Source organism: Shewanella sp. VK101 (assembly GCF_056497865.1).
The window spans coordinates 3,448,792-3,464,089 of sequence record NZ_CM151402.1 but is presented as its reverse complement, the minus strand read 5'-3'; the positions used below and the strand labels follow the sequence as shown (position 1 = coordinate 3,464,089).

The window sequence follows — 15,298 nt, the reverse complement described above, 5'->3', positions numbered from 1 at the left end:
TATGGCACAAGATACCCGTGGCCGACGCTCCAAAGTAGACTTGCTGCCAGCCAATATCCGTAAGCGTCTTGATGCCGGTTTACGTGATGGCTCCATTACTCAAGCCGAGCTGCTGACCGAGATTAACCACCTCATTCAAGATGCAGGATTGCCCGAAGATAGCCAGCTATCACGCGCCGGTATCAATCGTTATGCCACCAAGATGGAAACGGTTGGTAAAAGCCTGCGGGAAATGCGCGAAATTACTAAGGTGTGGACGGCAGAACTCGGTGATAGACCCACCGGAGAAGTGACCAAACTCATTCTTGAAATGGCCCGTTCACAGCTGTTTAAAGCCCTGTTAAACGAGTCTGAAACCGGTGAAGCTGCAGACGTTGGCATGATTAAAGATGCCATGCTGGCTGTGCAGCGTTTGGAAAGTGCCGCCATGGCCAGCCATAAGCGCGAGAAAGAGATCCGCCAGGCGTTTGCGGCTGAGGCAGCCAATGCCGCCGAGAAGGTCGCCAAGTCAGCAGGCTTAACCCGCGAGGCCGTGGCTCAGCTTAAGAATGAAATCCTGGGGATCGCCTGATGAACATGAAAAAGGCGGCACTTACCGCTGCCACTGCAGTGGCAATCAGTGTTTCAGCGGCCAGCACATTCGACCCGGCATATGAGGCCAGCTGCCTGAGCCGCTTTGACCCCAAGGAGGTGCTGCTCGGATATCAAAAGGCTTGGATTGCCGATGAGTCGCCACTCAAGATTGCCGAGAAGTCACGCCGTACCGGCCTGACCTGGGCCGAAGCAGCCGATGCGTCACTCACAGCAGGTGCAGCCAGGGGGCAGGGCGGTACCAACCACTTTTATGTGGGCTCCAATAAGGAGATGGCGCGGGAGTTTATCGATGCCGCTGCCATGTGGGCCAAGGTGTTCGACAAGGCTGCCGGTGAAATCCAGGAAGAAGTCTTTGTGGACGATGGTCAGGATGGCAAGGAGATCCTGACTTTCGCCATTTACTTTGCCTCGGGTTTTAAAATCCAGGCGCTCAGTTCCAATCCTTCCAACCTGCGCGGCATGCAGGGCAATGTCACCATCGATGAGGCCGCCTTCCATGAGAGGCTGGCCGAGGTGCTCAAGGCGGCGCTGGCTTTGACCATGTGGGGTGCCAAGGTGCGCCTTATCTCCACCCACAACGGGGTGGAAAACCTGTTTAACGAGCTGATTAACGACTCCCGCGCAGGCAAGAAAGATTACAGCGTGCACCGGATTACGCTGGACGATGCCTGCGCAGATGGTTTGTATCGGCGTATCTGTCAAATCCGTGGCATCGATTGGAGTCAAGCTGCCGAGGACGAGTGGAAAGCCAAACTGCTCAAAGCCACCGCCACCGAAGAAGATGCCCTGGAAGAGTATTACTGTGTGCCTAAATCGGGCGGCGGAGCCTATCTTTCCCGCGCCTTGATTGAGGCGCGGATGAGCAGCGTCGATGAGACTGGTCCCATTCTCCGGCTGGAAAAGGGGGCCGATTTTGGCGAGTGGCCAGAGCAGCTGCGCGCCGCCGAGATCAGCGATTGGTGCAACCAGGTGCTGCTGCCGGTATTGATGACTTTGGATCCATCACGCCCGCACATATTTGGTGAAGACTTTGCCCGTAGCGGTGACTTGACTGTGGTCGATGTGGGCGAAATTGCTCAGGACTTACACATCACGACAAAGCTACAGGTGGAGCTGAAAAACATCCCGTTCCGTCAGCAAGAGCACATTCTGTTTTATATCGTTGACCGCCTGCCTCGGCTTCGTGGTGGTGCTATGGATGCCCGTGGCAACGGTCAAGCCTTGGCCGAGTATGCCAAAGATCGCTATGGCTCGGAAGTGATCGAGTGCGTGATGCTGTCAGAGGCTTTTTACCGTGAACAGATGCCGCGCTTTAAGTCTCACTTCGAAGACGCCTTAATCACCATTCCACGAGATGATGACACCCGCACCGATTTGCAGGCGCTCTCGGTTAATCGCCGGGGAACTCCGTGCCTGGGTGATGTGCGAACCGGCAAAGAGAAAGAACGCCACGGCGATGCGGCCATCAGTTTGTTTTTGATGGTGTACGCCTCGACCCTGGATGGCGCGCCCATCGAATTTACGCCCATCCCCAAAAGTGACCACCGCAACCAGCTGGCTGGCGCGGACATTAATGATGACATCAAGCAGCGAGGTTGCTGGTAATGCAAGAAAGAGCATCCAAAATAGTGGACAGCCAGGGCCGCCCCTTTAAAACCAAGGAGGCTCAGGCGTATCAAACCGATGATGTGCGCCTGGCATCACTGCACCGTACCTTCTCAGAACACCCATCCAGCGGGCTTACGCCAGCCAGGGCCGCCGAGATCCTGATTGCTGCCGAACAAGGCGACATCATCGCCCAGTGCGAGCTGGCTGAAGACATGGAAGAAAAAGATGGCCACCTGTACGCAGAGCTGGACAAGCGCAAGCGCGCCCTGGTGGGCGTAGACTGGCAAATCCAGCCGCCCCGCAACCCCAGCCAGCAAGAGCGTGATGATGCCGATTATTTGTCAGAGCTGCTCAGTGAAGGCAACTACATGGCCAAGCTCATCAAAGACATGGCCGATGGCATACACAAGGGCTTTGCCATGTTGGAGCTGAGTTGGCATCGGGAACTTGGCGAGTGGTTTGTGGATGCACCTGAGTACCGCGACCCATCCTGGTTTATGCCGCACCCAGAACGGCGCAATGAGCTGAGGCTGCGTGATGCTACCGTTGAGGGCGTAGAGCTGTGGCCCTTTGGCTGGATAAGCCATTTGCATCCCGCCAAGAGTGGTTATCTCAGTCGCTCAGGCTTGGTGCGTCAGTTGGTGTGGCCATTCATCTTTAAAAACTACTCTATTCGAGACCTGGCGGAGTTTTTGGAGATCTATGGCTTGCCCCTGCGCATTGGTCAGTATCCGTCCGGTGCCAGTGCTGACGAGAAATCGGCGCTGTTGCAGGCGGTAATGAGCATAGGCCACAACGCCGGTGGCATAATGCCCAAGGGCATGGTGATGGATTTTCACAGTGCCGCCAGTGGCCAGGCTGACCCGTTTGAACTTATGTTCAGTTGGGCCGAAAAGACCATGAGCAAGGTTGTCCTGGGCGGCACCTTAACCAGTCAGGCCGATGGCAAGTCATCAACCAACGCCCTGGGTAACGTACACAACGAGGTGCGCCAAGAACTGCGCGACTCAGACCTGATGCTGATTGCCGAGACCTTAAGCCGCGATCTGGTTATGCCGCTGTATGCCCTCAACTGCAGCAGTTTCCAAAGCCCTCGCCGCTACCCGCGCCTGGTGTTTGATACCACAGAAGCGGAGGACTTCAAGCAGCTTGCCTATCCACTGCGCGCCTTTGTCAGTATGGGAATGCAGATCCCGCAGCAGTGGTTACACGATAAGACGCGCATTCCCAAACCTGTGGACGGTGAAGCAGTGTTGACCATGCCTCAGGAATCCATTACTGAAGGTTCCGCATCAGCGTTAGCGGCTCTGGCAGCAAAGGACGGACCAGCAGAGCAAGCCGATACCCTTGAACAACTCAGCACGCAGCTTGATCCTGGTAAGCTTATGGCCAAACTGATGGCACCGGTGGCCGATGCCGTATTGTCAGCGACCAGTCTGGAAGAGCTGCGCGACAGTATCACCGAGCTGCAATTGGATGATGATGATTTTAAAAAGCAACTGCAACGCGCCATAGCCGCTGCCTATCTCCTGGGACAGTTTGATATTGAACAGGATGTCAACTGATGGCTAAGGCTGACAGCGTTGCCCCCAATCAACTCAAATATGGCGGAGTGCCATTTACAGAGGCGATAGCCTTCTACCGGCAAAAGCTCAACGTTCCCACTGCAACGTGGCGTGATGTGTGGGCCGAGGCTCATAACCGCGCCTTTATAGTAGCCGGTGCTATGAGTGATGATCTGCTCAGTGATCTGCGCGGCGCAGTAGATGATGCCATCGCCCGAGGCATGAGTATGGGCAAGTTTCAAGAACAGTTTGCCAACATTGCCGCCAAACATGGTTGGGACTTCACAGGGGCAGAGCCTTGGCGTGCCAGAGTGATTTACGATACCAACATGCGCCAGAGCTATAATGCAGGCCGTGAAGCACAGATGGAGGCGGCCAAGGCGCGCCGCCCTTATGGTATCTATCTGCACGGTGATTCACTCAATCCGCGTGAGCTGCATCTGAAATGGCACAAAATGGTACTGCCACTGGACGACCCCTGGTGGGAGACACACAGCCCATCCAATGGCTACGGCTGTAAGTGCAAAAAGATGAGTGCCAGTGAGGCCGACCTTAAACGCTATGGCCTTACTGTTTCCCCTTCGCCCCAGGTTGAGCTGCGCGATTACATCGACAAAACCACGGGCGAAGTAAAGCAACTCCCAAAGGGAATAGACCTTGGCTTTGAATATCGCCCCCGCAATCTTGCCAGTGCCAACAAAACGCTACAGCAAACATTGCAACAAAAGCCCAAGGCACCCACCAAAACTAAGCCTAAGACTACAACAACAGAGAACGCCACCATCGAAGCGCCACGGATGATTGATAGCGTGTTTTCCAGCGTGCGCGGGGCAGAGGCCAAAGGGTTATCGCAGTTGTTGGAGCAACTGCCCGCTGACAGTAAAAATTTGCTGCAGGAGTATGTGGGCCAGCGTGGCGCTAAAACCCTGTTCGTTAAACAAACCGAACTGGGGCGTGGTAAAGCCGCTGATAAAATCCGTGATGAGGTGGCAGCATATTTACAGGTAGATAGTCATATTGCCCGCTATCAGTATTACTCGCGCCATCCCAGCCGCACCAATGGCTTCACCGCCAAAAGCTGGCAGCATATAGTAGTTAAAGTGCCTGCCAGTGCTAACTTGAATAAGGTGGAGATGGCCAGTGTGGCGCAAGCTGCCAGTGAAGTATTGGCAGCTGCGGTTGAGAATAAACACTACTGGAGTGTGTCGACCCGCGCTAAAGTGCTTGGCGGTGATAGCGCTCGGGTGTTGGTAACCTGGGCTCACGAGCTTGGCCATCAAATTCATTTTTGGGGTGGTGAAACGGCGCTGGCACAGTTTGGTTATGTGTCGCAGTATGGCATGAGCACCAATTACGAAACCTTCGCCGAGTGGTTTGCCTGCTGGTTGTTTGCACCCGATAAGGTAAGGGCACACAACCCCGCTTTGTATCAGGCGATTGTGGCTACTATTAAACAAGCAGCCTCCAGCGCCGCTGCCAAGATTAAATAGGAGAAAACCCAAGTCATGACCGACACCAGTAAACTGCAGCGTGCTCAAGCTATTCTCGCCCAGCCGCTCACCATTGAGGCGATTAGAGAGTTTAATCAATTGGCTGACAGCGCCATCGGCGAGGAAGCTGAGCGCATTAATGATCTGTTTGAGGCGCTGTTTGTTGCCGCCTCAGCAGATGAGCAACTATTTGAAGAAGCGATGCAAGTAGGGTTGTTGTAATGGTTGGTGCACGTATTGAAGTTGCGTTGGATGGTGACACTGGCGTTATCCAGCAACTGCAGCGGTTGATTACCAAGGGTGAGCAGTTAGGCCCATTGATGAACGACATAGGTGAAATGCTGCTGTTCAGCCATAACCAACGCAATGCTCAGAGCATTGAGCCAGATGGTACGCCGTGGGCGCCATTGAGTACTGCCACCCAAGCATTAAAACCGCACCATAAAAATTCACCTCTGCGGCTTAACGATATCTTGCTGCAGCAGTTGCTATACCAGGCAGACGACAATGGTTTGGAGCTAGGTTCCAATATGGTCTACGCCGCCATGCAACAATTCGGTGGCACTACTTCACCCAAGAGCATGATCCCTGGTAAGGATATCCCCGCTCGTGAGTTTATTGGCCTCAGTTCTGACGATGAGCAAGCTGTGCTTGAGATTGTGGCTTCGTATTTCCAGTTTAAAGGCTGATGCTGTTAGAGCTCTTTTGACGGCCTAAGGTGAAAAAGGTGAGCCGTGGCACGTCGCAACAGGGGATAATGGATTTTAGAGCGATTTAAACGGGGTTTAAACTGGGATATGCTGTATAGCTAGGATTTACAGTATTGAAGGACAGCATGAAAGTAACATTTGAAACCCTCAACTTATTATTATTATTGTTCCCTGGTTTGTTGAGTAGCCGTATCATGCAGGTTTTTCGTAGGCGTCAATCTCATGACCATGTGGACATGCTCTTTGATGTACTTATCTTTTCGTTCTTAACTTTTATCATCGTTGATGCAATTTACTCTTGGCAGCCAATTATTTCCGTCATCAAAAATAAGGATGACTCACTAACTTATGTTGCAAGCTCTGATTACATCGCTATTGTATTGACAATAATCACATCCGTTGTGTTGCCCCTCATCGTCGGTGCCATCGTTCACCATGACCTACATATGAGGTCGCTTAGAAAAATGAGATTAACCAACAGAACATCCAGGGAAACTGCTTGGGATGATGTGTTCACAAGTTTGGATCGCTTTGTCACTGTTCATTTTAAAAATGGTAAGCGACTCGCTGGTTGGCCAATGTATTACTCTAATACGCCCGATGAAGGTTACTTGTATATATATGATGCGGCATGGATTAGTGATCAAAATGACTATCTCGAAACCTGCTCGCATGGAGTTTTGGTGAATAAAGAAGAAGTCGAGTTTATCGAGTTTATGTTGACAGACAATGAGAGGAAAAAGACCAGTGAGTGAAAAACAGCCAACACAGGACCGTGGATATAAACCAACGCCAAGCCAAGAACACTATAATAATGGCTACAGACCACCAAGGAGCGAGAGTAGGCCTGCGCCACCAACTAAACCACCATCCGATAACAGATGATGTAGTTGCACGGCATCCCCGAAACCTTTCCAATCCACTGAGTTAGTCATGACTTCCACAATGGGCACTCGAACACCAACGAGTGCCCATTTTTATGTCCACCCAAAAACACCACGCGCAGCAGTTGCAGCTTGCAGCATTAAGTTCCGCCATCGCCTTTGAGATAGGCGGCGCTGGTGCTATCGGCGACGAAGAGGCTTGGGTGCAAGCCTTGCCTGATGGCCAGTTTGCAGCGGTTGATGGCCGTCCTCACGATGTCGCTGGTGGTAAGTGGCTGATGGATAGCACCGCCTTTGCCGCGCTGCAAGCCAACACCCCACATCAAGCCGGTGATCTGGTGGTGGATTACGAGCACCAGACGCTGAACAAAGAAAAGAACGGCGAACCTGCGCCCGCTGCCGGTTGGTTCAGTATCAAGGAGGTGGACTACCGTCCCGGTGAAGGGTTGTTCATTAAGCCTCGCTTCACCGACAAAGCCCTGGCGTTTCTTGCGGCCAAGGAATACCGCTATTTCTCTCTGGTATTTGGCTATGACACTGCCACAGGCCGCCCTCAATTTATCCATTCCGGCGCCCTGACCAATCGCCCCGGCGTTGATGGCATGTTACCACTCGCCGAGCTGTCAGCGCAGCTCAATACCCAAGTATCCAACTATAACCAACCCATCGCGGAGGATAACACCGTGGAAGAACTGCTGAAAAAAATGCTGGCCAAGCTTGGCATTACCGTTGAAGACCTCAACGCCATGCCAGAAGAACAGGCCACCGAAGCCTTAACCGCTCTCACTGCGTTAGTTACTAAGGCAGAACAAACGGACGGCTTACAAACTCAGTTGGCCGCGTTGACTGCTGAGAATGCCAAGCGCGGCACCGAAGTAGATCTGACTCAGTACGTGCCCATTGCCACGGTCAACGCCCTGCGTGAGCAGCTTGCTGCAATGACCGCCGAGAACGGCGCGTTAACGGTTGAGCAAACCGTGAAAGCCGCCATTGATGATGGCCGTGCCTTTGCTTGTGAGAAGGACTACCTGGAGTCCCTGGGAAAGCAGTCGATGGCGGCCCTCACGGCAAACCTCGATGCCCGTAAACCGCTGGCAGCATTAACGGCAAAACAGACTACCACTGTGCCCGATCCCAAAGAGCAGGGCACCAAGCTGGCGGCGCTGTCTGCTGAAGAAAAACAAATGGCCAACGCCTGGGGTATGTCTGAAGAAGACTTTGCCAAGGCCAAAGCCGCTGATAAGGAGTAACACTGATGGCTGCGATTAATGCTGCAAGCTTGCAAACCCTGCGCACCATGGTGCGGGCTGAGTTTCAAAACGCGCTGCTGAACGTAGAGCCGCTTTACAAGAAAGTGGCGAGCGTGGTGCCGAGCAATACCAAGTCCAACACCTATGGCTGGCTGGGTTCTATGCCCTCATTCCGTGAGTGGATTGGTGACCGGGTAATCAACTCCATTAAGGAGCATGGCTACACCATCACCAACCGCACCTTCGAAAACACCATTGGCATCAGCCGCGATGATGTCGAAGACGATACCGTAGGCACCTACAAACCCATGGTGGCCATGCTCGCCCAGGAAGGGATGGAATTCCCTGACGAGCTGGTGTTTGACCTGTTGGCGGCGGGCTTCACCTCGCTGTGTTATGACGGCCAGAACTTCTTTGACACCGACCATCCGGTGAATTCCAAGCATGATGGCACTGGCGCCGATACCTCGGTGGCCAACATGGTGCTGGATGGTGCTTACACCGGCGAACCCTGGTTTGTGTTGGATACCACTCGACCCTTGCTGCCACTCATCTTCCAGGAGCGCCGCAAACTGGATTTGAACACCCTATTTAATCCTACCGACCCCGCAGTGTGGACTAAGAACGAGTTCCAGTTTGGCGCTGACATGCGCTGCGAAGCAGGCTTTGGTTTCTGGCAGATGGCCTTTGGTAATAAGCGTGCTCTGAACGCTGACAACCTTTGGGACACCATCGAGAAGATGAAGGGCTTCACCCGTGACGGTGGCAAGAAACTCAAAATTCGCCCCAGTCTGCTGGTGGTTCCGGCAAGCCTTGAGAAAGTGGCTACCAAGCTGCTGACCCGAGAGCTGGTTGATGAGAATGGCACCTCGGTGGAGAACGAGCTGAAAGGCAAGCTTGAGCTGCTGGTGGTACCTGGCCTGTAACCCATGTCTTTGGCTCACAGGGACGTGGGTCAAAGCAAACCCAGAGAGAGAACCATGAAATGGATAATCCAACGCTTGATGTTTCTACTGCCGTCTTGGTGGCGATCTGTTTGGCCCATGACGGTTATCGCCGTGCTGGTGTGGCCTTTGTTCGCGGTGAGAATTTGTTGTCTGGCGACTTATCAGATGAACAACTGGCCGCCATTAAGGCTGACCCGCGCATTCGTGTGCAAACGGCCGAAGGGATATCAGAGCCTGCACTGGTTTCAACGCAAGGGAGTATGGACACAACGGACGGTAATACGCCACTGACCTTTGCTGAAGCGATTGCCAAGCTGGCGCCTGACAACAAAGAACACTTTACCTCGGGCAACAAGCCGCAGACGGCAGCACTCACCCAGTTAATGGGTAAGCCTATCTCTGCTGCCGAACGCGATGCCTTATGGCAAAGCTATCAAGACGCTCAAAACGAGGGAGGCGCTGAGTAATGTACGCCACCACTGCCGCCATGATCAGTCGCTTTGGTCAACGCGATTTACAGCTGCTCACCGAACGCGAAGACAGCACCCCTGGTGAAATTAACCTGCCGGTGTTGGAGCAAGCCCTGACAGATGCCAGTGCTGAGATTGATAGCTACCTAGCGGGGCGCTATCAACTGCCACTGACTAACGCACCCGATGTGTTGGAGCGTAGTTGCTGTGATATCGCCCGCTATTTGCTGCTTGGCGATCGCGCCCCTGAGCAGGTTGAGAAGCGTTATTTGGCGGTGGTGAAGTGGCTCACCCTGGTGAGCAAAGGCGATATTCAATTGGGGCTGGCAGACGGTGCAGCGGTTGAGCCTGGCGGTACGGTGGCAGTGATTGAAAGTGCGGGTAGTGTTTTTGGTCGAGCCATTAGTAAGGGGTTTATCTGATGTACCAGCTCGGTGAGGACTACCTGATCGCCGGCGAGGCGCTGAAAGTGTTGCTTAACGATGTGCCCGGGATAAGGGCGGTTTACGCCCAGAACGAGTTGGGGGATGTGGACGAACGTGCCCAAGTAACCCCAGCCCTGCATGTGTTGTATCAGGGCGACACGCTGCCCGAAACAGCGCAAGGTGGCAACAGTCAGCAGGTAAAACAGATCTGGCTGGTAGTGATTGCTTGTCGTTTATCCATCCACGAAACGCCCGGCATATTGATTGCCAAAGTGCTGCGCCGCTTAAGCGGCAAAACCTACAGCATTGATGGCCAGCTAATCGGGCCATTTGTGCGTGTGGTAACCCCTGTAAAACCCAAGTACACAGTAAGTCACGCCTACTTCCCGTTGGCTTTCAGTGTCCAGCTTAAATTCAACCCAAATAACCCTTAGGAGAACATAGTTATGTCTGGATTATTGGTCGCGGGCAACTTCTTTGTTGACCGATTAAACGCCATGGGCGTGAGCACCGGCATCATCGGCCCGATTAATACCACCAAGTTGGCCATCAAAAATGACGCCGATGAAAAGGTGCGTCAGAGCCGGAAGAAAGCCACCTATGGGCAAGCAGCATCTGTGGTCAAAATAGCTAAACCCTGCGAAGTCGAGTGGAGCTTTGACGATGTGCCAGCCGAAATGCTGGCAATGGCACTGATGGGTGATGCCAGCGTTGTTAATTCTGGCTCCGGCCGCCTGGCTGATGAGGCGATTACCTTGCCGGATAATCAGCGTTGGATATCGCTGGGGCAGAAGAACTTTGCTGAAACCGGCTTTGTAGTGAAAAAGGATGCGACGGATATCGCGCTGGGTACCGACTACGAAGTCAACTATGCCTTGGGGCTTATTCGCGCCGTGAAAGGTGGGGTAGTGGAGGCCGGTGGTGCGGTTACCGTGACGGCGCAATACAACGCCATTAGTGGCACCTTGATCAAAGGGGGCATTAATGCGCAAACCCGTGCGCGCATTTTTGGCGAAGGCACCAACCTGGAAACCGGTAAGCCGATCCAACTGGAGATCTTCGATGCGTCTTTGTCGTCCACTAATGCTATCGACTTTGCCGCTACGGAGTTTGTCAGCGCAACCTTGGCGGGTAAGGCACAACTGGTAACGGGCAAAGATTCACCCTACGAATATCTGGAGTTGGACGCTTAACCACACGAGGCCATCAAAGCCATGCTCTGGTGGCCTTTAACGCCGATTAATGCACCGTTTAAACCACGTTTAAAGAGTACCCCATGAGCAATAAAACCTTGGAATTGGCACTGCGCATTGTGGCGGAAGCCACGGGCAAGCAAAGCATCGAGGCGCTGGTTGAAGAACTCAAGCGCATTGGTGATGCTTCTGACAGTGTTAATCCCAAGGCTGCGGAACTTGCCCGTGAGCTGGATGATTTAGGCAGCCAGCAGGATTTAATCAACAGTTTTAAAGCCAGTCGTAACGCCCTCGAAGAACAGGAGTTGGCGTTAACCGCTGCAGCACTTTCCCTTGATGATTTACGCCGCCAGGCAGAGCGCACCGATGAACCTTTTGTCCAGTTGGCACGTACTATTGATAGTGCCGAGAAAGAGCTGGAACAGATGCAACGTGAGCTGGCAGAGCAGTCTGCCAGCCACACCAAGCTACAACAGGCATTGTCGAAATCCGGTATCGACTACAACAATCTGAGCGTGTCACAGCGCAAGCTGGGGGCCGATTTCGACACCACAGGTCGTAAGGTCGATAATTTCAGCAGGGAGCTTAGCCAAGGCAATGCCCAGGCGCGTAATCACGCTGATAGCTTACGCGGAGTGGTTGCTCAGGTTGCTGCTTTGGCCACTGCTTATGTGGGATTTGATCGCGTAGCGCAAGTGGTTAAGGAGGTGTTTACCACAGGCGATAAGTTTGAACGTCTTGGCGTGCAGTTCAATGCCTTGATGGGATCAATCTCTGGCGGTGAGAAAGCCACTGCCTGGGTAAAAGACTTCGCTAAAAACACCCCGTTGCAGCTCGATGAGGTCAGCCAGGTATTCGTCAAGCTGAAAGCCTTCGGTATCGACCCAATGTCGGGCGCGATGCAGGCTGTCACCGATCAAGCGCTAAAGTTGGGCGGCGGCTTCCAAGAAGTGGAAGGCATCAGCTTGGCGCTCGGCCAAGCCTGGGCCAAACAAAAACTCCAGGGCGAAGAGATCTTACAGCTCGTTGAGCGCGGCGTGCCAGTGTGGGACATGCTGGCGACGGTCACCGGCAAGAACACTGCCGAACTGCAGAAGATGAGCGAACAGGGCAAACTTGGTCGCGATGTTATCAAGAGCCTGATTGATGAAATGGGCCGTTCCAGCACAGGCAGTGCTGCTGCACAGATGGCGTTGCTCAGTGGGCAAGTATCCAACCTGAAGGATAATGTCAGCCAGTTTTATGACCTGGTAGCACAGTCTGGCGCGCTGGAATGGCTCAAAAATGAAATCAGTGGCCTCAATGCCGAATTTGCCGCTATGGCTGCCGATGGGCGGCTCAGAGAATGGGCGCAAACCTTTAGCGACTCTATCATTAGTGCCGGTGCGGCCATTAAATCGGCCATGAGTTTGTTGTATGACTATCGCGAAGAGATAGGTTTTGTCGCTAAAGCCTGGTTAGCTCTTAAAGTTGGCAGTTATTTCAGTGATGTTGTCGTGGGGGCTAGGGCGGCAATGGCTGCCATGCGTAGTTATGCGGCCATTGTTGCTACCACTTCTGCTGCCACCGATGCCGCCACTATTGCTGCCGGGAAATGGAAAAAGGCCCTTGCTGCCGTAGGTCGTGCGGGCATGTATCTGTGGCTGATCGAAGAGTTGATCGCTGTTGGCGTGGCCTATAAGGCTTTACTTGATGCCCGTGAAGCTCAAGCCAAGGCTGAGCGTGAGGCTGCCAGCAGCTCCCAACAGTTAGCCGCTGAGCTAAAAGCACTGAGCGAACAAACTGGCGTGGCCTTTGAGAACATGGAAGAGTTCAACAAGGCGGTAGAAGGTGGTGCCCTGGTATATGACAACGCCAGTGGTAAATGGCGTTCTGCCGCCAGTGCCATGAAAGAAGTAGCCGATGCCAGTGATGCTATTAGAAAAGAACTGGCCAAGCTGGAGCAGCCTATTTTGGTGACCGTAGACGAAGCCCTGCGGTTAACCGATGTGCTCAATCGTCAAGCGGGTAGCTTGGAGAACGTGAAAGGCGGGATCGGTGGCTTTATCAATACCGTCGATTTGGCCATTGACTCGCTCAAATCCCAAGGCGATGAATATGCTGCTCACATTACCCTGCTGGAGCAGTTGAAAGTTAAGTTTCAAGATCACCAAACTTACCTTGATGCTATGGCTAAAGGCTCAAAAGCACTGGAGCAAGCCTATAAAGATCTGGGTGTGACCAGCGCGAATGCCTTGCAAAAGACCGCAGATAAGTCTCGCGCGGCTTTTGAGTTGATCCGTGATGCCAGAGAGCCATTGGCTCAACAAAAAGAAGCATTTCAGGCATGGGCTAAAGCTGCTTTGGAGGCGGCGGAGGCTATTGGTAAACCTGTTCCCCAGATACTGAAAACCGAAGCGGCCAATCTGGGGCTGTCAAAATCGTTAGATGAGTTAATTACCAAGCAACTTGGCTTTGCTGATGCGACAGCTGCGACGTCACCAGAACAAATAAAGCTGAGCCGTGAGTTACAAACGACTGAGCAGCGGCTACAGCGTTGTAAAGAAGTGTTGGATTCAAGCACTGCCAGCTCCCTAGAAAAGGCCAAAGCTTCTGCTGAACTGACAAGGCTACAAACTCAGCTTGGACAGCAGACTCGCGAGCTTACCGAAATTCAGGCTCTCGAAGCAGCTAATTACTCTCAGTTGAAGGCTAAGTATGAAGCCGTATCAGACGAGTTATTGCGGCTTGAAAAGGCTTATCAGGATAACGGTCTTACCGCTACTGAGTATCTGCAACAGAAAGAGCGCCTGGGCAATGTGCTTACTGTGCTGCAGCGTCTGATGGGTGGTTATGCTGATGCCGAAAAAGCCGCCAGCGAGCAGACTCAAAAAGCCACCAAGACACTGGCAGAACAACGCGAAGAGTTGGAGCGGTTGCAAGAGCAAACAGGCCGAGCTACCGAGTATGCCAGCTACTTTGCAGAGGCTCAGGCCGCACTAGACCAAACCTTTAACTTTAGCAGTACCAGTACCGAGGAGCTTAAAGAGCGCTACAAGGAGTTAGGTGACAATATTGCGCAGAACATGCAGGTAGGAGCCGGGTGGTGGCAACTGCTCTCGCAAATGAGTATCGCTGGCTTTGAGAATGAGCGTTCGGTGATCAGCCAAACACTGCGCTATCGGCAGTTAATGGCCGCAGTAAACACAGGTGCAATGACCCTTGGGCAACTTAATAAAGCCGCCAAAGATGCCGATATTGCTTTTCGTGATCTTGATGACCAGACCATGGAAAAGCTGCGCGGTGCTATTGCTGATGCGCGCCAGCAAATTATCGATCTGCGCGATGACATCAATGCCACAGTGGGTAGCTTGCAAGATGAACTGGACAAGCTTAATAACAACCAAGCTGCCATTGAAAAACGCCGTTATCAGCAACAGCGGCAAGAACTACAAGCCAAGCTCAAAGAGGCCGAAGCCGCAGAAGACCAAGCGTCAGTTAGTGCTGCCAGGCAAGCACTGCAGTTAGCTGAACAGGTTTACAACCTTAAACAAAAACAGGTTGAGCAAGATTTGGCAGAGCGCCAGCAGCAATCTCCTGCAGAACGCCCGACAACCAATACCAGCAATAATTCTCCAATACAGAATCAGCCATCACCGAGCATAACCTCTGCTGTGGGTGGCTCAGCAGCACAAACAGTACGCCTGGAGTTGGTGTTGCCATCCGGCAACCAGATAGATGCGGCAGTGTATGGCTCCGCCGCCGAGCAACTGCTGGACGAACTGGAGCGAATCAAGGGGACATCATGATCATATTGGATGGCATCAATCTGCCTGAGTTTATTTGGCTAAACCGCACGGGCTATACCCCTTGGCGTGTTAGCCATGAATACGCCTTGGATGGAAGCCAGCATATCGAAGTGGCAGCCGTGCAGGCTGGGCGCGCCATAGTGTTGTATTGCGATAGCGTGACAGCTGAGATCTTTGATGCCTTGGAAGCTCATGCTGTAAATGCTGGAGCCAACAGTTTTGCGTTGCAAGTGCATAGCGATGAATTAACTGTGATGTGGGACTACCAAGACCAGCCTGTTACTGGCTCTCCACTATTTAATTACAGCGACCAGGAACCAGAAATATACGACACCGTTAATCTGCGTTTGATAACGGTTTAACCCCAGTTTAAA

General features: G+C 52.9%; 15 protein-coding genes. All 15 read left to right on the top strand.

Annotation, left to right across the window (positions count from 1 at the left end; all coding sequences use genetic code 11):
• Position 1: 1 nt before the first annotated feature.
• The 15 genes from ACSHSR_RS15430 to ACSHSR_RS15360 all read left to right on the top strand — a co-directional run bounded on the left by ACSHSR_RS15430 (position 2) and on the right by ACSHSR_RS15360 (position 15,286).
• Positions 2-571, top strand: coding sequence for a DUF3486 family protein (locus ACSHSR_RS15430; protein ID WP_479630901.1), 570 nt, complete (start codon positions 2-4; stop codon positions 569-571).
• A complete protein-coding gene (locus ACSHSR_RS15425) occupies positions 571-2,199 on the top strand; it encodes a hypothetical protein (RefSeq protein WP_479630900.1) in 1,629 nt (542 codons plus the stop codon). Before ACSHSR_RS15430 ends, ACSHSR_RS15425 begins: the two co-directional genes overlap by 1 nt.
• A complete protein-coding gene (locus tag ACSHSR_RS15420; protein WP_479630899.1) occupies positions 2,199-3,767 on the top strand; it encodes a DUF935 domain-containing protein in 1,569 nt (522 codons plus the stop codon). Before ACSHSR_RS15425 ends, ACSHSR_RS15420 begins: the two co-directional genes overlap by 1 nt.
• Entirely contained in the window at positions 3,767-5,257 is a 1,491-nt protein-coding gene (locus ACSHSR_RS15415; protein ID WP_479630898.1) for a phage head morphogenesis protein, read from the top strand. The genes ACSHSR_RS15420 and ACSHSR_RS15415 overlap by 1 nt, the downstream gene beginning before the upstream one ends.
• Before the next feature lie 15 nt (positions 5,258-5,272).
• Positions 5,273-5,479 (top strand): hypothetical protein, encoded by a 207-nt coding sequence (locus ACSHSR_RS15410; RefSeq protein ID WP_479630897.1) that lies wholly within the window; start codon positions 5,273-5,275, stop codon positions 5,477-5,479.
• Positions 5,479-5,946, top strand: a complete 468-nt coding sequence (locus ACSHSR_RS15405) for a phage virion morphogenesis protein (protein ID WP_479630896.1) — start codon at positions 5,479-5,481, stop codon at positions 5,944-5,946. Before ACSHSR_RS15410 ends, ACSHSR_RS15405 begins: the two co-directional genes overlap by 1 nt.
• 134 nt (positions 5,947-6,080) lie before the next feature.
• A complete protein-coding gene (locus ACSHSR_RS15400; RefSeq protein WP_479630895.1) occupies positions 6,081-6,722 on the top strand; it encodes a DUF6338 family protein in 642 nt (213 codons plus the stop codon).
• 224 nt (positions 6,723-6,946) lie between these two features.
• Entirely contained in the window at positions 6,947-8,101 is a 1,155-nt protein-coding gene (locus tag ACSHSR_RS15395; RefSeq protein WP_479630894.1) for a phage protease, read from the top strand.
• A 5-nt stretch (positions 8,102-8,106) separates the two neighbouring features.
• On the top strand, positions 8,107-9,027 hold the full coding sequence (locus ACSHSR_RS15390; protein WP_479630893.1) for a Mu-like prophage major head subunit gpT family protein: 921 nt from the start codon (positions 8,107-8,109) through the stop codon (positions 9,025-9,027).
• 59 nt (positions 9,028-9,086) lie between these two features.
• Complete coding sequence (locus ACSHSR_RS15385) at positions 9,087-9,515, top strand: HI1506-related protein (protein WP_479630892.1); 429 nt, start codon at positions 9,087-9,089, stop codon at positions 9,513-9,515.
• On the top strand, positions 9,515-9,940 hold the full coding sequence (locus tag ACSHSR_RS15380; protein WP_208149122.1) for a gp436 family protein: 426 nt from the start codon (positions 9,515-9,517) through the stop codon (positions 9,938-9,940). The genes ACSHSR_RS15385 and ACSHSR_RS15380 overlap by 1 nt, the downstream gene beginning before the upstream one ends.
• Positions 9,940-10,377: a phage tail terminator protein gene (locus tag ACSHSR_RS15375; protein WP_123115939.1), complete on the top strand. Its 438-nt coding sequence runs from the start codon at positions 9,940-9,942 to the stop codon at positions 10,375-10,377. The genes ACSHSR_RS15380 and ACSHSR_RS15375 overlap by 1 nt, the downstream gene beginning before the upstream one ends.
• A gap of 12 nt (positions 10,378-10,389) precedes the next feature.
• Positions 10,390-11,136, top strand: coding sequence for a phage tail tube protein (locus tag ACSHSR_RS15370; RefSeq protein WP_479630891.1), 747 nt, complete (start codon positions 10,390-10,392; stop codon positions 11,134-11,136).
• A gap of 83 nt (positions 11,137-11,219) precedes the next feature.
• Positions 11,220-14,924 (top strand): tape measure protein, encoded by a 3,705-nt coding sequence (locus tag ACSHSR_RS15365; RefSeq protein WP_479630890.1) that lies wholly within the window; start codon positions 11,220-11,222, stop codon positions 14,922-14,924.
• Positions 14,921-15,286 (top strand): hypothetical protein, encoded by a 366-nt coding sequence (locus tag ACSHSR_RS15360; RefSeq protein ID WP_123115942.1) that lies wholly within the window; start codon positions 14,921-14,923, stop codon positions 15,284-15,286. Before ACSHSR_RS15365 ends, ACSHSR_RS15360 begins: the two co-directional genes overlap by 4 nt.
• The last annotated feature ends 12 nt before the right edge of the window (positions 15,287-15,298 follow it).

What these genes read in the sequence shown, in the direction of transcription:
- ACSHSR_RS15425 (WP_479630900.1), top strand. Translation starts at nt 571, where the DNA reads ATGAACATGAAAAAGGCGGCACTTACCGCTGCCACTGCAGTGGCAATC.
- ACSHSR_RS15420 (WP_479630899.1), top strand. Translation starts at nt 2,199, where the DNA reads ATGCAAGAAAGAGCATCCAAAATAGTGGACAGCCAGGGCCGCCCCTTT.
- ACSHSR_RS15365 (WP_479630890.1), top strand. Translation starts at nt 11,220, where the DNA reads ATGAGCAATAAAACCTTGGAATTGGCACTGCGCATTGTGGCGGAAGCC.
- ACSHSR_RS15395 (WP_479630894.1), top strand. Translation starts at nt 6,947, where the DNA reads ATGTCCACCCAAAAACACCACGCGCAGCAGTTGCAGCTTGCAGCATTA.
- ACSHSR_RS15360 (WP_123115942.1), top strand. Translation starts at nt 14,921, where the DNA reads ATGATCATATTGGATGGCATCAATCTGCCTGAGTTTATTTGGCTAAAC.
- ACSHSR_RS15385 (WP_479630892.1), top strand. Translation starts at nt 9,087, where the DNA reads ATGGATAATCCAACGCTTGATGTTTCTACTGCCGTCTTGGTGGCGATC.
- ACSHSR_RS15410 (WP_479630897.1), top strand. Translation starts at nt 5,273, where the DNA reads ATGACCGACACCAGTAAACTGCAGCGTGCTCAAGCTATTCTCGCCCAG.
- ACSHSR_RS15430 (WP_479630901.1), top strand. Translation starts at nt 2, where the DNA reads ATGGCACAAGATACCCGTGGCCGACGCTCCAAAGTAGACTTGCTGCCA.
- ACSHSR_RS15375 (WP_123115939.1), top strand. Translation starts at nt 9,940, where the DNA reads ATGTACCAGCTCGGTGAGGACTACCTGATCGCCGGCGAGGCGCTGAAA.
- ACSHSR_RS15415 (WP_479630898.1), top strand. Translation starts at nt 3,767, where the DNA reads ATGGCTAAGGCTGACAGCGTTGCCCCCAATCAACTCAAATATGGCGGA.
- ACSHSR_RS15380 (WP_208149122.1), top strand. Translation starts at nt 9,515, where the DNA reads ATGTACGCCACCACTGCCGCCATGATCAGTCGCTTTGGTCAACGCGAT.
- ACSHSR_RS15390 (WP_479630893.1), top strand. Translation starts at nt 8,107, where the DNA reads ATGGCTGCGATTAATGCTGCAAGCTTGCAAACCCTGCGCACCATGGTG.
- ACSHSR_RS15405 (WP_479630896.1), top strand. Translation starts at nt 5,479, where the DNA reads ATGGTTGGTGCACGTATTGAAGTTGCGTTGGATGGTGACACTGGCGTT.
- ACSHSR_RS15370 (WP_479630891.1), top strand. Translation starts at nt 10,390, where the DNA reads ATGTCTGGATTATTGGTCGCGGGCAACTTCTTTGTTGACCGATTAAAC.